Origin of the sequence: Schaalia sp. 19OD2882 (assembly GCF_018986735.1) — a bacterium.
Lineage (GTDB): Bacteria > Actinomycetota > Actinomycetes > Actinomycetales > Actinomycetaceae > Pauljensenia.
The window spans coordinates 2,348,807-2,364,668 of the sequence record NZ_CP065521.1; the positions used below are offsets into that span (position 1 = coordinate 2,348,807).

Annotated in this window: 11 protein-coding genes, 1 tRNA gene and 2 pseudogenes; 9 read left to right on the plus strand and 5 right to left on the minus strand. The window is 66.4% G+C overall.

All coding sequences use genetic code 11. The features are described 5' to 3' along the window. Positions 1-31: 31 nt before the first annotated feature. From I6B53_RS10160 to I6B53_RS10185, 6 genes are all read left to right on the plus strand, one after another. Positions 32-343, plus strand: a complete 312-nt coding sequence (locus I6B53_RS10160) for a thiamine-binding protein (RefSeq protein ID WP_216764104.1) — start codon at positions 32-34, stop codon at positions 341-343. A gap of 44 nt (positions 344-387) precedes the next feature. Then, a complete protein-coding gene (gene gluQRS, locus I6B53_RS10165) occupies positions 388-1,314 on the plus strand; it encodes a tRNA glutamyl-Q(34) synthetase GluQRS (RefSeq protein WP_253954032.1) in 927 nt (308 codons plus the stop codon). An 84-nt stretch (positions 1,315-1,398) separates the two neighbouring features. Then, positions 1,399-1,776, plus strand: a complete 378-nt coding sequence (locus I6B53_RS10170; RefSeq protein WP_216764105.1) for a hypothetical protein — start codon at positions 1,399-1,401, stop codon at positions 1,774-1,776. Positions 1,777-1,937: 161 nt separating this feature from the next. Then, positions 1,938-2,090: a helix-turn-helix transcriptional regulator gene (locus tag I6B53_RS11165; RefSeq protein WP_253953869.1), complete on the plus strand. Its 153-nt coding sequence runs from the start codon at positions 1,938-1,940 to the stop codon at positions 2,088-2,090. Then, positions 2,083-2,586 carry a VanZ family protein gene (locus tag I6B53_RS10180; protein WP_216764107.1) on the plus strand — a complete coding sequence of 168 codons (504 nt, stop codon included), beginning with the start codon at positions 2,083-2,085 and terminating at the stop codon, positions 2,584-2,586. The genes I6B53_RS11165 and I6B53_RS10180 overlap by 8 nt, the downstream gene beginning before the upstream one ends. Positions 2,587-2,726: 140 nt before the next feature. Continuing rightward, a complete protein-coding gene (locus tag I6B53_RS10185) occupies positions 2,727-3,920 on the plus strand; it encodes an ATP-binding protein (RefSeq protein WP_216764108.1) in 1,194 nt (397 codons plus the stop codon). A 132-nt stretch (positions 3,921-4,052) separates the two neighbouring features. Here I6B53_RS10185 and I6B53_RS10190 read toward each other — a convergent pair. Then, a tRNA-Arg gene (locus I6B53_RS10190) sits at positions 4,053-4,125 on the minus strand. 314 nt (positions 4,126-4,439) lie between these two features. Between I6B53_RS10190 and I6B53_RS10195 the strand changes: the two genes are divergently transcribed. Genes I6B53_RS10195 through I6B53_RS10205 form a run of 3 tightly spaced genes read left to right on the plus strand, consistent with a single transcriptional unit; the run spans position 4,440 to position 6,519 of the window. Beyond that, positions 4,440-5,519 (plus strand): aldo/keto reductase, encoded by a 1,080-nt coding sequence (locus I6B53_RS10195; protein WP_216764109.1) that lies wholly within the window; start codon positions 4,440-4,442, stop codon positions 5,517-5,519. Between the two features lie 20 nt (positions 5,520-5,539). After that, positions 5,540-5,686, plus strand: coding sequence for a hypothetical protein (locus I6B53_RS10200; RefSeq protein ID WP_216764110.1), 147 nt, complete (start codon positions 5,540-5,542; stop codon positions 5,684-5,686). Further along, a complete protein-coding gene (locus I6B53_RS10205; protein WP_253953870.1) occupies positions 5,683-6,519 on the plus strand; it encodes a MerR family transcriptional regulator in 837 nt (278 codons plus the stop codon). The genes I6B53_RS10200 and I6B53_RS10205 overlap by 4 nt, the downstream gene beginning before the upstream one ends. A 249-nt stretch (positions 6,520-6,768) precedes the next feature. Here I6B53_RS10205 and I6B53_RS10210 read toward each other — a convergent pair whose 3' ends face one another. The 4 genes and pseudogenes from I6B53_RS10210 to I6B53_RS10220 form a co-directional block, all read right to left on the minus strand. Next, positions 6,769-8,394, minus strand: coding sequence for a glycosyltransferase family 2 protein (locus I6B53_RS10210; RefSeq protein WP_216764111.1), 1,626 nt, complete (start codon positions 8,392-8,394; stop codon positions 6,769-6,771). 965 nt (positions 8,395-9,359) lie between these two features. After that, positions 9,360-12,899 (minus strand): annotated as a pseudogene (gene pulA, locus I6B53_RS11170) (pullulanase-type alpha-1,6-glucosidase); the annotation flags it as partial. Between the two features lie 669 nt (positions 12,900-13,568). Next, a pseudogene (locus I6B53_RS11175) lies at positions 13,569-15,170 on the minus strand (alpha-amylase family glycosyl hydrolase); the annotation flags it as partial. 287 nt (positions 15,171-15,457) lie between these two features. Next, a complete protein-coding gene (locus I6B53_RS10220; protein WP_216764113.1) occupies positions 15,458-15,808 on the minus strand; it encodes a hypothetical protein in 351 nt (116 codons plus the stop codon). Positions 15,809-15,862 lie beyond the last annotated feature (54 nt).

A 15,862-nucleotide genomic window follows, 5' to 3' on the forward strand; every position in this document is an offset into this window, starting at 1 on the left:
TGTGAGAGGGCGCGCGGACTACGCTGGTCGCATGCTCTTCGCCTTCTCCGTCTCCCCCATGACCTCCGAGCAGCCCGACGGATCCGTCTCCGACGCGGTGGCCGCCGCCGTGCGCGTCGTGCGCGAGTCTGGCCTGCCCCACGAGACCACATCGATGTTCACCACCATCGAGGGCGAATGGGACCAGGTCATGCCGGTCATCCAGCGCGCCTGTGACGCCGTGCTGGCCGTCACCCCGCGCGCCGGCTTGGTGCTCAAGGCGGACCTGCGGCCCGGGCGCAGCGGCGAGATGACCGCGAAGCTCGACCGACTGGAGGCCGCCATCGAAAGGCTCGACCACTGACGGGCGCACCGGCGGCGCCCTCGTCGGGGGACGAGGGCGCGGTGGTGGAGACAGGGGCGGTGGGCGCCGGGCGCTTCGCCCCTTCCCCCACGGGTGACCTGCACGTGGGCAACCTGCGCACCGCGATTCTCGCGTGGTTGTGGGCGCGGGCCAGCGGGCGGCGCTTCGTCGTGCGCGTGGAGGACATCGACCGGGTGCGTTCGGGTTCCGCCGAGCGGCAGCTGGCCGACCTCGCCGAGATCGGCCTGGACTGGGACGGGCGGGTCCTGGTCCAGACCAGCCGCCATGACGCCCACACCCGGGCCCTGGAGCAGCTGCGCGTAGGCGGGATGGTCTTCGAGTGCTACTGCTCGCGCAAGGAGATTCGTGAGGCCGGCTCCGCCCCGCACGTCCCGCCCGGCCACTACCCGGGGACCTGCGCGGATCTTGACGAGGACGTCCGCGCGGCACGCCGCGCGGAATTGGCCGCCGCGGGCCGCGCGCCCGCATTGCGTTTCCGGGCGCCCGAGCCCGAGTGGACGGTGGAGGACGAGTTGCACGGCGAGTTCACCGGACCGGTCGACCAATTCGTCGTGTGGCGCTCGGACGGGGCGCCGGCCTACAACCTGGCCGTGGTCGTGGACGACGCCTTTCAAGGGGTTGACCAAGTGACGCGCGGGGATGACCTGCTCTCACAGGCTCCCGCGCAGGCGGCGTTGGCCACTGCACTGGGGCTGGCGATGCCGACCTACGTTCACGTGCCGCTGTCGCTGTCGGTTTCAGGGGCTCGTCTGGCCAAGCGCGACGGGGCGGTGACCCTGCCCGATCTGCATTCGCTCGGGTGGAGCACGGCTGACGTCCTCCAGTGGATCGGCGCATCGCTCGAGGTCGATGGCGCGCGGTCGGTGGCAGACCTGCGTGAGGCGCTGCCTCTCGCGGCCCTGCGTGCCATGCCGCTGAAGCCGTGGACAGTGGTGCCGCCCGCCACCTGAGGCCGTCGAGGCGCGGTGCCACACCCGCCCCGCCCTCGTCCCGCACCCGACCGAACCCACACGCGCCGTGACAGACTGGTCCGCATGGATCTGTGGTCGCAACTCATCGGACGCAAGGACCCGACCTTGGTGGTCGTCGAAGCGGAGGGGTGGCTGACCCTGCCGACCACTGCCGCCGTGGAGCGCGCGATGGAGCGTCGCTGCGCGAAAGAGGCCTGGACGGACGCCTCCTCGGAGCAGGGGCACGAGTTCCACGTGCTTGTCGTGCGGCCGGGGTCCATGTTCGGGCTGGGCAACAGGCTGCAGATCCAGTCCCTCGGCGACGTGCTGGCGGATCTGGACCCTGAGGTCTCACGTGCGGCAATCGAGCAGATGGCCGCCGATTCGGTGACCACCACGGCCGCGCGAGCCTTGGCGCGCAAGGACGAGGGCGGGGCCTGGCAGGTGAAGGTCGCCATCTGAGAGGGGCCACCAACTTGTCGACAAATGATGACTTCATGTCGCGTGGACCCGAGTCGTCCACGCGGCCCGCACAGGAGGTCACGCCATGGAGGAATCGCCGAACCTCTCCAGACTCAAAGGCACGTGCCGGGCGCTGTCCGCCGAAGCCCGGGCGGCGCAGATTGGGAATCACGAACGTCAATCCGTCGAAGCTGGAGAACGGTCGCATCAGCGCAGTCAGGCTCGACACGTTGAGCGCCCTGTGCGAGGAACTCGACTGCCAGTCGGGAGACCTGCTCGAATACGAGCCCGATGAAGGGACCAGCCATGAGTGATGATGACCGCCCGGTCGTCGGCGCGAGGATCCTGCTTGCGGTCTACCTTGTCCTGCTGGTGTGGGTCGTCCTGTTCAAGACCCAGTTCTCGCTGGACGACATCGGCTCCATTCGCAGCCTCAACCTGGTGCCGTTCCGCTACGAGACCGAGACCTCCTGGCACCTGCGAGAGGTGCTCGACAATGTCGTCCTGTTCATCCCCTTCGGCGCGTACCTGCGCATGGCGGCGGACCGAATCCCCGTCGCCACGACGATCCTCGTCGTCGCGGTAGGGAGCCTCTGTCTTGAGCTGGCTCAGTACGTCCTGGCCGTCGGCGCCTCAGACGTCACGGACCTCATCACGAACACGGTTGGCGGGGCACTCGGCGCCCTCGCCCATGCCGCCCTGAGCAGGTTCGTGGACAGGGGTGTGCTCGACAAGGTGCTTCTGATCGTCTCGGGGATCCTCATGGGGGTCGCGGTGGCGGGCGCGCTCTTCCTCATCTGGATGAACTGAGGCGCCGGCCGTGGCGGGTGGGGACGAGGGCGGGGCCGGACCTGACACAGGACCACATCGTCGTCACCAGAAGCGTAGAAATGCCCGAAATTCGATATACAGGACTAGAAATGAGTAGTTTTCACGTCTAGGCTCTTCACATGGACAGCGTGCTCGATCCCTTCACCCCCGGCTCCGACCGGAAGCCATTGGTTCTCGAAGGTCGGGACGCCGACCTCGAGGCCTTCGAAGCATTGGTCACACGTGCACGGAATCACTTGCCCGTGTCCCGTCCGCTGCTTCTGACCGGGCTCAGGGGTGTCGGGAAGACGGTCCTGCTGACCGAGATGCTTCAGAAGTCGGAGGCAGCGGGCTGGGCGACCGTGAAGTTCGAAGCAACCTCCGACCGGCACGGTCCGACCGAGGCACGCTCCGCCTTGGCAAGCGGCTTCGTGAAGGCGTCACTGCGACAGCAGGCCCGCGCCACCACGGAGGCGATCACTCAGATGCTGAAAACCATCACGTCCTTCCAGATTTCTCTGGGAGTCGAGTCCGTATCGCTCGGAGTCGAGCGCGACCCTGGGCGCGCCTCGACCCGGAACCTTGAGTTGGACCTGCTGGACACCGTTGTCGACATGGCGACTGCCTTGAAGCACGAGGGGAAGGGACTTGCCGTCCTGATCGACGAGTTCCAGGACCTCGATGACGACCTCATGCGGGCCCTCCTTTCGGCGCAGCACGAAGCAACGCAGCGTGACTTGCCCTTCTACATCGTTGGCGCAGGATTGCCGAGCCTCCCGCAAAGACTGGTCGAAGTCAGCTCCTACACGGAGCGCATGTTCGAGCATCGAGTCATCGACCGCTTGGGCGAAGCCGAAAGGAAACGCGCCTTGCGAGTCCCGATCGAGCACTCGGAGGTGGCAATCGAGGAAGCCGCCGTGGAGATTCTTGCCGAGGCCTCCGGCGGATACCCCTACTTCATCCAGGAGTTCGGCAGTGCCCTGTGGCGCGTTGCCGAACATGGTCCTCTGACGCGTGAACACGCGCTCCGGGCACGGGAAGAGGGAACTCGCGTGTTGGACGAGACCTTCTTCGCCACACGGTGGGCGCGCGCGACTCCCGCTGAGCGCAAGTACATGATTCAGATGTCCGTGGACAAGGACTCCTCCACCCGTACCTCGGACATCGCAGACAGAACGGGCAGACCCCCAACCTCCTTCGGCCCGATCCGCGCCAAGCTGATCTCGAAGGGTTTGATCTACACGCCCGAGCGCGGTCACGTGGCGTTCACCGTTCCCGGCTTCGCCGGTTTCATCGAACGCGTCGGCGAAGAAGGCGCCGACTCACCCGCGTGAGATTCGTCCATCACTCCGCGAGATTCGTCCTTCAGGCTCTTCAGGTCGACTCCCGACACAGGGGGAAGGGATGGAGGAGGGCTTAAAATACGCAGAACCCCCGCCGGTGGATCGCACCGATGGGGGCCGCAGCGCGCTCGAAGGGACTCGAACCCCCAACCTTCTGATCCGTAGTCAGATGCTCTATCCATTGAGCTACGAGCGCTGTGCCGGACTGGCTGAGTAGAACTCTACGCTCAGGAACCTTCCCAGCACAAACTGACCAATGGGCAATGGATCACACGGCCTCCCTCACGAGCCACCACCCCTGCACAGTGACTGGGAAACCAGCCGTTGACGAGGGCGGATCCGGTGGTCGACATCACCGCACCACCTCCCTCGAAAGGCCGCCACGGCGCATCGAGGCCGCCCTCGTCCCCAAGACACTGCCGGAGGTGACCACTCGGGTGGACAATGGTTCCTACGGCCCACCCGCCGACGCCGCCGGCCGCCCGCCCTTTCGACCTGCAAGGACACCTGATGAGCACCGACGCCACGATCCCCACATTGGACACCACCCCCATCGCCCCGCAGCAGCTGGACCCCGTGTGGCGGGCCGACCCCGGGCGCTACGAGGGCGCGGGCGCCGTCCGTCGACGCTGCGGCCGCTCAGGCCTGGATCTGCCGGCGATCTCGCTGGGCTTCTGGCACAACTTCGGCGCCGACCGCCCACTGAGCATCCAACGGGACATCATTCGCGCGGCCTTCGACGCCGGCATCACGCAATTCGACTTGGCCAACAACTACGGGGTCCCCTACGGTTCGGCCGAAGAGAACTTCGGCCACCACATGGACCACGACCTGCGGCCCTACCGTGACGAGCTCATCATCACCACCAAGGCCGGCTACGACATGTGGCCAGGGCCGTACGGTGCGGGAGGCTCGGGCCGCAAGTACATGCTGGCCTCCTTGGACCAGTCCCTCAAACGCATGCGCCTGGAGTACGTGGACATCTTCTACAGCCACCGCTTCGACTCGACCACGCCGCTCGAAGAAACCATCGGCGCCCTGGACCAGGCGGTGCGCAGCGGCAAGGCCCTGTACGCGGGCATCTCCTCCTACGACCCGGAGCAGACGCGGCGCGCCGTGGAACTGGCGCGCGAAGTCCACCTGCCGCTGGTGGTGAACCAACCGCGTTACTCGATGCTGGACCGCACGGTGGAGAAGGGGTTGCTGGCGACCTGCGACGAGCTGGGCCTGGGCACTGCGGTCTTCAGCCCGCTGGCCCAGGGGCTGCTGACCTCGCGCTACTTGGGGGAGAATCGGATCCCTGCGGGTTCACGCATGACCGGACAGCGCTTCCTGACGACTTCGACCTTGACGCAGGACCGCCTTGCCCACCTGCATGCGCTTGCGAACATCGCGGCAGCGCGCGGCCAGTCCTTGGCGCAGATGGCTCTTGCGTGGCTGCTGCGCGATCCCAGGGTGACCACGGTGCTCGTCGGGGCTTCGTCCGTGGCTCAGCTGCAGGACAACTTGGGGTGCTTGGCGAACACGGACTTCGACGAGGCCGAGTTGGCGCAGATCGACAAGCATTCGCAGGCGGCCGCCCTCGCGTGAGGGACGAATCTCACGGAATCATGGACGAATCTCGCGGAGAGACGGACGAATCCCACGCCAAGAGTCGACCTGCCGGACGCCCGCCCTCAACTGCCGCATTCTCCCTGTTGACCCTCACGCGACGTGAGGCCCGAGGCTGGATCACATGGGAGATCCTTGGAGCATGACCCACATGCCCGTCACCACCCACACCCCCTCGGACATCCAGGGAGACGGCCTGACCGTCGGTCAGGTCGCCGCCCTCGTGGGAGTGAGTGTGCGGACCCTGCACCACTGGGACCAGATCGGGCTTGCCTCGCCTTCGTCACGCACATGGTCGGGCTATCGGGTCTACGAGGACGCCGATGTTGCGCGGGTCCAGCAGGTCCTGGTCTACCGCGAGACTGGGATGGCGCTGGCCGACATCGCCGAGGTCCTCGACTCCCCCGGGGCTGATGCGCGCACGCATCTGGAGCTGCAGCGCCAGGCTCTGCTGGATCGGATCGCCCATCTGCAGCGGATGGTCCGCGCAGTGGACACGATGATGGAGAGACACGACATGGGCAATGAACTGACGAACGCCGAGAGGGCGGAGTTGCTGGGCGCTGAATGGTCCAACTGGGAGAAGTACCACGACGAGGCTGAACAGCGCTGGGGTGACACCGCGGCTTGGGCGCAGAGTCGCGAGCGACAGGCACGCATGTCCCGTGAGGACTGGACGCGGGTCAAGGACGAGGCCGAACGGCTTGAGACAGACCTTGCTTCGGCAATGATGGCGGGCGTCCAACCGGGTTCAGCCGAGGCGAATGCACTGGCGGAGAGACATCGCGCATCCATCGACCAGTGGTTCGACACAAGTCTGGAACGGCAGGTCTGCATCGCTCGCGGATACGTGGCGGACACGCGATTCGCCGCGCACTACGACAAGCGCGCCGCAGGCCTGGCGGCTTGGCTGGTCGACATCATCAACGCGAATGCGCGCGCACAGGGGGTCGATCCCGACAGCGCCCAGTGGGGCTGAAGTCACGGGCGGGGACGAGGGCGTTCGGGGGTGGGCTCTTCATGGACGAGCCCACCGCGCCCTCGTCCTCGTGGCGCCGCTGGCCCTCGTCCCGGCCGGGCTCCCACTGTCCGCTCGACCCCCACCCTCGTCCTGTCCGCCGGAGGGACAGGTGACGGACGAATCTCACCAAGGGATGGACGAATCTCGCGGTGAGGGAGGGTGGGAAGGAGGGACAGGGGCTTGGCGTCGACCAGCACCCGCCTGCTGTCAGTGCGCCGGAAGCAGGAAGGGGTCGCGCACGGCCGGCTCGGGAGGCGCGAAGGCCTCCAGGTTGTGGCTGCCGGGGAAGCCGGTCGGGCCGCTCGCAGGCGGCTCCTCCTCTTCCGTCCCGTAGTTGGAGTACATCGTCATCAAAGGCGAGAGCATCGCAGGGACCACCAACAAGAGGACGGGCAGCACCGAACCCATCATCACCCAGGAGATCGTCGACAGGACGATTCCGAACAGCAGCTCCTTGACGTTGAAGCGCAGCGACTCCAGGAAGCCGATCCGACGCGTGTCCTTCGGGGTGACCAGGAAGACCGCCTTCTTGCCGAACAGGGACAGGAAGGACGACTCAAGGCTCACGTAGAACATGGACCCGTACAGCAGCACTGCCGAGAGCAGGTACTTGAGCAGTCCAAGGAATCCGAGTGAACGCGTGTGCCAGATGATGTCATTGAGCATCGGCGCCACGAGGAACATGATCGTGGGCACCAGCAGCCACGCGGGATAGTGCAGGTCGTAGCCCAGGGCCGGGAAGACCACGACGTTCATGATCAGGTACAGCGAGAAGAACACCGTCAACGGCAAGTTGTACGTGAACAGGATGATGTCGAGCTTCTCGTACCACCTGAGGGGTGAAGTGAGAATCCTCTTCGTGTACTGCTTGATGAACTCCATGTTGCCTTGCGTCCACTTCGAGTGGCGCTTCTTGAAGGCGAGGTAGTCGACGGGGTATTCCTCTTCGCAGATGATGTCGTGGGCGAAGGAGACCCGGTAGCCCTTCATACGGGCCTCCAGGCTGAAGCACAGGTCTTCGGCCACCACGTGCGGGAATCCGCCCGCTGCCTGGTAGCACTCGCGGCTGATCATCGCGCCGTGACCCAGCAGAGACAGGAACCCGAAGCGCCCCTTCACCAGCTGGTAGGTGGGCCAGTGCGAATCGACGCCCACGGACAGCGTCTTCATGAAGCTGTTGCGGTTGCGGGAGGCCACGTGTGTGGCCTGCAGGATGCCGAGGTTCTTGTAGGAGCGGAAGTAGCGCAGGGCCTTGGTGATGAAGTCGGGCGGGATGATCTCGTCGCTGTCCAGCAGGACGAAGTAGTCGTAGTCGGTGCGCCCCCACAGGAAGTTGTTGATGTTGCCGGCCTTGAAACCTTCACGCCCCTCGCGGCGCACCACCGGGATGCCGCGGCTCCATGCGAACTCGTCGACCTGGCGCATGAATTCCGGGTCCTTGGAGTCGTCCAGGATGACCGTGCGGAAGTTCGCGTAGTCCTGGCGCATGGACAGGTCCAAACTCTCGGCGTTGAAGTCGTTGGCCGTGCAGTAGACCAGCAGGACGCGCTCGCCGGAGCGCCACACCTGCGGCCCGTCGAACTTCTCTTCGAGGCGCCGGTGGCCCAGGTAGTAGAAGGTCACGTAGACGATGTCCTTGAGGCCGTTCAGCCAGAAGTACGAGATGAACAAGGCATTGAAGACGACCAGTGCAGGAATCGCAAAGGCCTTGAATCCTTCGAGGGGCGCTCTGTTCTCCGCGTATGCGGACAGCAGCCAAGGGATCGTGAATCCGAAGAGAATCGCCCACACCATCAGCAGCACGATGTACAGCGTGTTCGTCGCCCTGATCATCCGCATGTACTGACCAACCCACTTCCATGTCTCCACCAAAGCGCGTACGCCACAGAGCTCGAAGTGAGGTGGCGGCTGCCCTCGGTGTTCCTGGGGATCACCGGAGTCGAGGTTGGCCCGACCGGGAGATGACCCTGTCAACATCCTTGACGTTATCAAGCTTTGACCACTTTGTATAACTTCTGGGATCGACAGCATGTGCACGTGTCTCGCAACGGCGTGTCGCAGATCACACGGTTGTCGGCGAATGTGCAGGTGGGAGGGACCGGGCAGCGGCGCACCGATTGACCATCCCTGAGAGCAGCATCACGTGCAGCCCTCCAGGACCAGAGTCGGGTCGCAGGCGACGGGCGGTCTCCAGGCCCGCCTGCCCACCATCTCGCACACAATGTGCGCCACCACAACCAGTTGTGGCGGGAGAAAATGGCAAATTCCCGCCTGTTCCAGCATCTTCTGTGCTCTGGGCCACCAGCATTGTGTGCGAAATGAATGCACCCCCGTAGATGGGTTGCGCTGCCACCGAGCTGGCTGAGCCGGTCGAGGTGGGTTTGGAACCTCACGCGGCCCGAGCGGGGCCGTGAGGTCTCGAAAGACGGACCGCCGACCCCGAGTTCCGGGGCCGGCGGTCGTCCTCACTCACGCGACAGGCGATGGTTCACCACGCGTCACGATCGCCTGCGGCGCACACTGCCGATCAGCAACCCGCCGCCGATCACCGCCAGCGCAGCCAGTCCTGCCAGCATTGCCGCCTGTCCGCCGGTGACAGGCAGGGAGGTTCCGCTGCCGCCCTTGCCGCCTTGCCCAGAGCCCGGTTGCGCCGGGTTGGCCGGCTGCGAGGGGTCAGTCGGCTTCGAGGGATCAACCGGCTTGGAGGGGTCGGCGGGCTTGGACGGATCAGACGGCTTCGAGGGATCCGAAGGCTTGGACGGATCGGACGGCTTGGTCCGGTCGGCCTTGTCCACCAGGACCGCCACCGAGCGCGCCGGAACCGTCACGGTGCCACTTGCCTTGTCCCACGTGGTCGTCTTGACGACCTCGTCGGAACCATTGGCCTGAACCTCGTGCAGCACCCAGTCACGCCCCGCCTGCCCGTCGATGACGGCCGTGATCGGCTTGGCCGAGGCGTTGAACACCGTGAGCACACCATCGAGCGAAGTGTCCACGTCGATGTTCTCGATCCCGGCGGCGCGCACTGGCCCCTGCCCTGCGGCGGCGGATGCCGGGCGCGTCACCTGCGCGGCCGCAGGCTTGTCATCGACCAGCATGACCAGCAGGCCCGGCACCGCATTGGGCCCGGAGTTCGGGAAGGAGACCTTCTCCTTGACCAGTGCGGCCGACCCCAGGGTGAACAGGGGCGTCGACTTGCGCAGACGCAGCAGGTCCAGGGCCTGCGCGTTGGCGGTGGCGATCTCCGCGGGAGAGGGCTTCAGGGCCGAGTTCTCCAACAGCGGCGCAATGATCGGCCACTTCTCGCCGTTCTTCGACTCCACAGGGAGGCCGTGACCGAAGCCATTGTCCTGGCCGGTCCAGTCAATGGCGTTGAAGTGGTCGCCGGAGTTGTACGAATCGCGGTCCATCGACTTCGAACGCAGCATCTCCGTGCCGGAGGCCCAGAACGAGGGCGACTGGCCCAGCGCCACCGTTGCCAACGACACCGTGTTCATGCGGATGCGCGCATCCATCGGCGTGGCCACCGGCAACTTGAAGGTGAGCAGGTCGAAGAGCGTCTCATTGTCGTGGGCGTCGACGTAGTTCACCGACTCCTGCGGCTGCGATGCGTAGCCGGCACCCGCGTCGTTGTAGGCAAGGTCCTTGCCGGCAGTCGGCTTTCCGTCGGCCGCGATCAGCGTGTAGTCCTTGAGATTTCCCGCAAGGCCCAGCCGCACCAAGTCGGTGCGATGCAGCAGGTCGGCCAGCTTCTCCGAGTCGGGACGCGTGTCCAGACCATTGGGGTCGGTCACCAGGCCCGAACCGAAGCCCTGGAGCACACGGTGGTCCGCGTCGAAGGGGCCGCCACCGTGGGTGGCGTCGCGCAGACGGTCGTTGAAGGCGCCGATGCCGGTGCCGTCCAACTGCCCTTGTGTGGCCTGGACGAACAGGGCGTTGTTGGCGACCTCGCCGAAGTTCCACCCCTCCCCGTACAGGTACAGGGCAGAGCCGTCCACACCGTCCTTGTCCAGGGTCAGCGTGTCCAGGGCGGCGCGAGCGCGCTCCATGGTCTCGCGCGAGTGGTGGCCCATGAGGTCGAAGCGGAAGCCGTCGACCTTGTACTGCTTGGCCCATGTGACCAGGGAGTCGATCATGAGCTCTTCGGCCATGGCGTGCTCGGTCGCCACATTCGAGCAGCAGGTCGAGTTCGCCACGTTGCCCTTGTCGTCCAGGCGCTGATAGTAGCCGGGCACGACGCGGTCCAGCACCGACTTCGGGTCCTGACCGTGGGCAGCCGTGTGGTTGTAGACCTCGTCCAGGACCACCTGCAGCCCGGTGGCGTGCAGGGCGCCGACCATCTCACGGAACTCGGCCACACGCGCACCACCGTCCTGGTGGCCGTCGGTGGCGTAGGAGCCTTCCGGCGCCATCCAGTGGTAGGGGTCATAACCCCAGTTGAATCCGTCCTGGTCGGCCACGGCGCTGACTGCCGCCTGCTGCTCCTTCGACGCCGGCCCGGCGTCCGACGGGATCTGCGGAACCTTCTGGTCGGCGCGGCGCTCGGCAATGGTGGCGATGTCGAAGGTCGGCAGCAGGTGAATGGTGTCGATGCCTGCCGCAGCCAGCTCCTTCAGGTGCTTCATGCCAGCCGACTCGCTCTGAGTGAACGCCTTGTAGGTGCCGCGCATCTCCTCGGGCACCGACTGGTCCTTGATGGAGAAGTCACGCACATGCAGCTCGTAGATGGCCCGCGAGGCGTCATTGCGAACCTTTGGCGCGGCCGTGTCGGACCAGGTGGCGGGGGCCAGCTCCGGGTTCGACAGGTCGACGGCCACGGAGCGGGTCGAGTCGGTGGTCAGCGCCACCGAGTACGGGTCGGTGACGACGTTGGTCTCGACCTTGCCGGTCGAGGGCACGTAGACCTTGACCTCCCACAGGTACTGGGCGCCGGCGGTCACGGCCCCGTCCTCGTTGGCGACGACCCAACGCCCGTCCTCGCCCCTGACGGCGGGGGTGCGCACGGCGTCCCCACCGGCCTGGGCGGTCGAGCCCGTCTCGACCCCCGTGTTCCAGGTGAGCAGCGTGACGGACTTGGCGGTGGGTGCCCACAGGGCGAACGAGGGCGTGGTCCGCCCCCACGTGACGCCCAGGTCTGCGGCGCGGGCGGCCTGGGCGTACACGGAGTCGAGCACCCCGGCCAGCTGGACGCCGGTGAAGGCGCTGGGCACTCCGGCCGAGTCGGCCTGGAGGAGGGCCACCTGACCGGTCAGCACGTCGCTCAGGGTCTGCGCGTCGAACACAGGTTTGCCGGCCGCGTCGGTCAGCGACAGGGCGATGTGGTCCTTGAGGTTCGGGTGTGCCTTGACCAGCGCATCACTCAGGGCGCCGGTCACCCGCAGCGGGTGGGCGGCCCCTCCCACGACCTTCCCTTCGGACACGGCGGCCCCGCCCTCGTCGGAGGTGACCAGGGAGAAGACCAGGCCGGAGTTGCCTGCCAGGACGGAGTCGCGTGTGACGCCGGCGGGCAGCAGGTTCGTCGGCCACGCCAGGGTCGTGGCGTCCAGCCAGTGGGCGGCCTGCTGGCCCACGCCCCCCAGCGGCTTCTCGGCGGCCTCGATGACCAGCACATGGGTGGCCAGCGTGTACGTGAACTTCACATTCGCGCCGGACTTGGTGGCGAAGGGGATGTTCGCCCCGTCCTTCACGCCGTCCTTGCCGTAGTTCTCGCCCCACGAGCGGTCGTGGGCGACCTTGCCTTCGTAGGAGCCCTCTGGCAGCTTGTCGGTCTCGAAGACCCACGTGCCGTCACCCATGGGATGCATGAGTGTCGCCAGACATGCCGGCTCCCAGTTGCCGCCGTTCGCGCCCGAGGTGCAGCCCAGGGCCGCCTGGTGCGAGCCGGGGATGGTGATGACGGGCCCATCGGTGGTGTTCCACACGCGGTGGCTGACCGGGTCGTAGAAGAAGGTCACCTTGCCGGGGGCGGTGGTCGTGTAGGGGATGTCGGCGCCCTTGAACACACCGTCCTTGCCGTAGTTCTCGTCCCACGTGCCGCCGATGGCCACCTTGTAGTTCCACGAGCCCGCGGGCAGGTCGAAGGTGCCGGTGTAGATGCCGGACTCGGGGTCCTTCGTCAGGGCAGCCTGGGGGCACTCGGGCTTCCAGTCGCCGCTGCACCCCATGGCGGAGTTGTGGCTGCCGGGCACGGTGACCATGGCTCCGTCGGTGGGCGGCGGCGTGGCCTTGTCATTGCCGGACAGGTCATTGCCGGCGACCACCAGTGCCGAGTCGGCGGCCTTGGCGCCGGAGGCGTCCACGGTGACGGCCCGGACCTCGACAAGAGTGCCTTCGGCCAGACCCGACAGGTCGGCGAAGACGCGAGGGGTGTCGTCCTCGGCGGTGCCCAGCGGCGTCCACTCGGTGGAGCCCAGGGGGCGGTAGGCGATGGAGGTTTCCGCCCAGCGGTGTGCGGTCACGGTGGCGCGGATGGGCGCCGAGGAGCCGGTCAGACCCGCGCCGTCGGCCACGTCCAGGGTCACCTTCGGGCCGCCGTCGACGGGGGCGACCGTCTTGTCCGCCTTGAGGACGAGGGCGCCCATGGCCGGGACCTGCAGACTCACCGAGCCGTCGGCGCCGGCGGTGACGGGGGCGTCGGTGCCGTACAGGGGCGCGTAGGTGGCGCCGGGCGTCAGCGTGGTGAGGGTGACCGTGCGGGCTTCGGCGGAATTGTTGAGGGCGACGAGGTGTTCGATCTTGTCGGCGCGATCGATGCGGGAGAAGGCGTAGACGCCGGGGCCGTCCTCGGCGTGCAATTGCACTTGGGCGCCGGTGGACAGGGCCGGGTGGGCGGCGCGCAGGGCGGCCAGGTCGTGCACATGCGTGTACATGGGGCTGGCGGTGTCGAAGTGGTCGCCGGTGCCGAAGGCGGACCCGTCGACCAGTGGCTGGCCCTGGACCTCAGCCACCTGCGTGGCGAACATGTCCTGACGAGCGTCCTTGTCATTGCCGGGCGCCTGGCCGACGAATCCCTGTTCGTCGCCGTAGTAGACGATCGGCTGGCCGCGCGTGAGGAACATCAGCGAGTGCGCCAGCTGGTCGCGTTTGAGGGTCTCGGCCGAGCCCGAGCCGCCGGCCAGCAGGTGGCCGATGCGTCCCATGTCGTGGTTTCCCAGGAAGGTGGGCAGTGCCGAGGCCGATGAGGTCGCCGTGGTGTACATGTCGTCGGCCTCGTACAGGGCGGCCAGGCCCTTGGCCGTGTACCCCTTGGCGTAGCCCAGGGCTGCCGCCTGGAAGCTGAAGTCCAAGGTGGCGTCCATGTCGGTGTCACGCACGTAGGGGCTGAGTTTGGCGGCGTCAGCGTCGTAGACCTCGCCGAACATGAAGAAGGCGGGGTTGCTCTGGCGGGCGTGTGCGGCCACCCCTTGGGTCCACTTGACCCAGAACTCCTTGTTGACGTGCTTGACCGTGTCGATGCGGAAGCCGTCCACGCCGAAGTCCGCCCACGTCTTGTAGACGTCCTCGAAGGCCTTCTCGACGACGGGGCTCTCGGTCATGAGGTCGTCCAGGCCCACGAAGTCACCTTGGGTGACGGATTCGCCCTCCCACGTGGAGTCACCGCGGTTGTGGTACAGCCGCACGTCGTTGAGGACTTCGGGTACCACGGTGTCGCCTTGGGCGCGCTTGGGCGTGTAGGCGCTCTTGGCGATGGTCGGGAAGGCGTCGGTGTTGGCCAGGGCGGAGATGTCGACCGCATTGCCGGCCTCGTCCAGGTAGGGCTTGGTGGCGGTGTCGACGTAGGTCTGTCGGCCTTCTTCGTAGGAGATGAGGTCGGCCGTGTGGTTGACGATGATGTCCAGGTAGAGTTTCATGCCGCGCGCGTGCAGGGCGTCGCGCAGTTTTGCCAGCGCTTCGTTGCCGCCCAGGTGCGCGTCGATGCGGGTGAAGTCGGTGACCCAGTAGCCGTGGTAGCCGGCCGAGGCGTCTGCACCGCTGCCCTGGACGGCGCGGTTGGCGAAGCTGGGGGTCAGCCACAGGGAGGTGGCGCCCATGCCCTGGATGTAGTCGAGTTTGTCGATGATGCCTTGGATGTCACCGCCGTGGTAGAAGGCCTTGTCGGTGGGGTCGAAGCCGGTGGTCAGGCGGTCTCCGGCGAGGCCGCCGCTGTCGTTGGAGGTGTCCCCGTTGGCGAAGCGGTCGGTCAGGACGAAGTAGTGGACCTCGTTGGCCTTGGCGCGTGCCGGTGCGGCGACGAGGGCGTCGTCGGCTTGGTCGGCTCCGGCCTTGAGCGCGGTGGAGGTGACTGAGACCTTCGTTGCGACCGAGTCGAAGGAGAAGGTCACAGGCGCCGGAGCCGCCAGGGTGATGACGGCGTCTTTGCCGTCGACTCCGTAGGAGGTGTCCCATGTGCCGTTCAAGGCTGCCTTGAACTTCCACGTGCCAGCGGGCACTTCGGCGCTGAAGGTGTAGACGCCGTCGCCGTCCGGGTCGGTCATGGCGGTGGCGGTGCAGGCGGGTGCAAAGTCCTCGGGACAGCCGAGTTCGGTCTGCAGGTCGCCTGCCAAGGTCACTGACGAGGGCGGGGCTGCGGGCGCGGCTTGGGCGCTCGGCGCGGTGGCTGCGCCGTGCATGCCGGTGAGGACCAGCGCCAAGGCGGGTACGGAGGCCAGTTGGGCCTTCAGTCGGGCAACTGTTCGAGGGGTCGTGCACCTGTGGCGGGATGCGCTCACGAGAACTCCTTCGTCGACGTGTTCGTCCTCGGCGTCGAGGGGTGGGACAACCGTACGAGTCCGGAAGTAGTTTCTGCAAGATTTCTGCAAGCGCCTTCCCGCTTGTCCCACTAGTTGGACCTGCCTCCGGCTGGACCTGCCCTGCCAGGAAGGCGGCGAGCGACCTCGTGGCGTCCGGAGGGGCTGCTTCAGGGCACCAACTTCACAGTGAGTCGCGACCAGGGCCACTTGGCCCGGTGAGCAAACGAGCGGAGAAATCGAATGTGAGTCTGGAACACGTTGGTCAGCGCTGGATCATATTCTCCGTCACCGTTGACTTCGTAGAAGGCTTCAAGCGCAATGTGGAACCATCCCAGACGCCCATCCAAGCTTGAGGCAAAGGCGCAGAGTTCCGCCAACCTCATGTCAACTCGGATTTCTCGACTGGCGTCCCGAATACCGAAGGCTTGCCCGTACCACTTCGCCTCCCTGAGACGTTCGGAAACGTAATTCATCGACGCCGACAGTTCCTTGACGGAGTAGGTTCTCCTCAACACCATGGCAGGCTCCCCTGTTCATCAACTACATCTGGATCCGTACGCGCCGATTCCGAA

Bases quoted from the DNA above. Each gene is read 5' to 3' on its own strand.
- I6B53_RS10160 (WP_216764104.1), top strand. From the start codon at position 32: ATGCTCTTCGCCTTCTCCGTCTCCCCCATGACCTCCGAGCAGCCCGAC.
- I6B53_RS10170 (WP_216764105.1), top strand. From the start codon at position 1,399: ATGGATCTGTGGTCGCAACTCATCGGACGCAAGGACCCGACCTTGGTG.
- I6B53_RS10180 (WP_216764107.1), top strand. From the start codon at position 2,083: ATGAGTGATGATGACCGCCCGGTCGTCGGCGCGAGGATCCTGCTTGCG.
- I6B53_RS10185 (WP_216764108.1), top strand. From the start codon at position 2,727: ATGGACAGCGTGCTCGATCCCTTCACCCCCGGCTCCGACCGGAAGCCA.
- I6B53_RS10195 (WP_216764109.1), top strand. From the start codon at position 4,440: ATGAGCACCGACGCCACGATCCCCACATTGGACACCACCCCCATCGCC.
- I6B53_RS10200 (WP_216764110.1), top strand. From the start codon at position 5,540: ATGGACGAATCTCGCGGAGAGACGGACGAATCCCACGCCAAGAGTCGA.
- I6B53_RS10205 (WP_253953870.1), top strand. From the start codon at position 5,683: ATGACCCACATGCCCGTCACCACCCACACCCCCTCGGACATCCAGGGA.
- I6B53_RS10210 (WP_216764111.1), bottom strand. From the start codon at position 8,394: ATGATCAGGGCGACGAACACGCTGTACATCGTGCTGCTGATGGTGTGG.
- I6B53_RS10220 (WP_216764113.1), bottom strand. From the start codon at position 15,808: ATGGTGTTGAGGAGAACCTACTCCGTCAAGGAACTGTCGGCGTCGATG.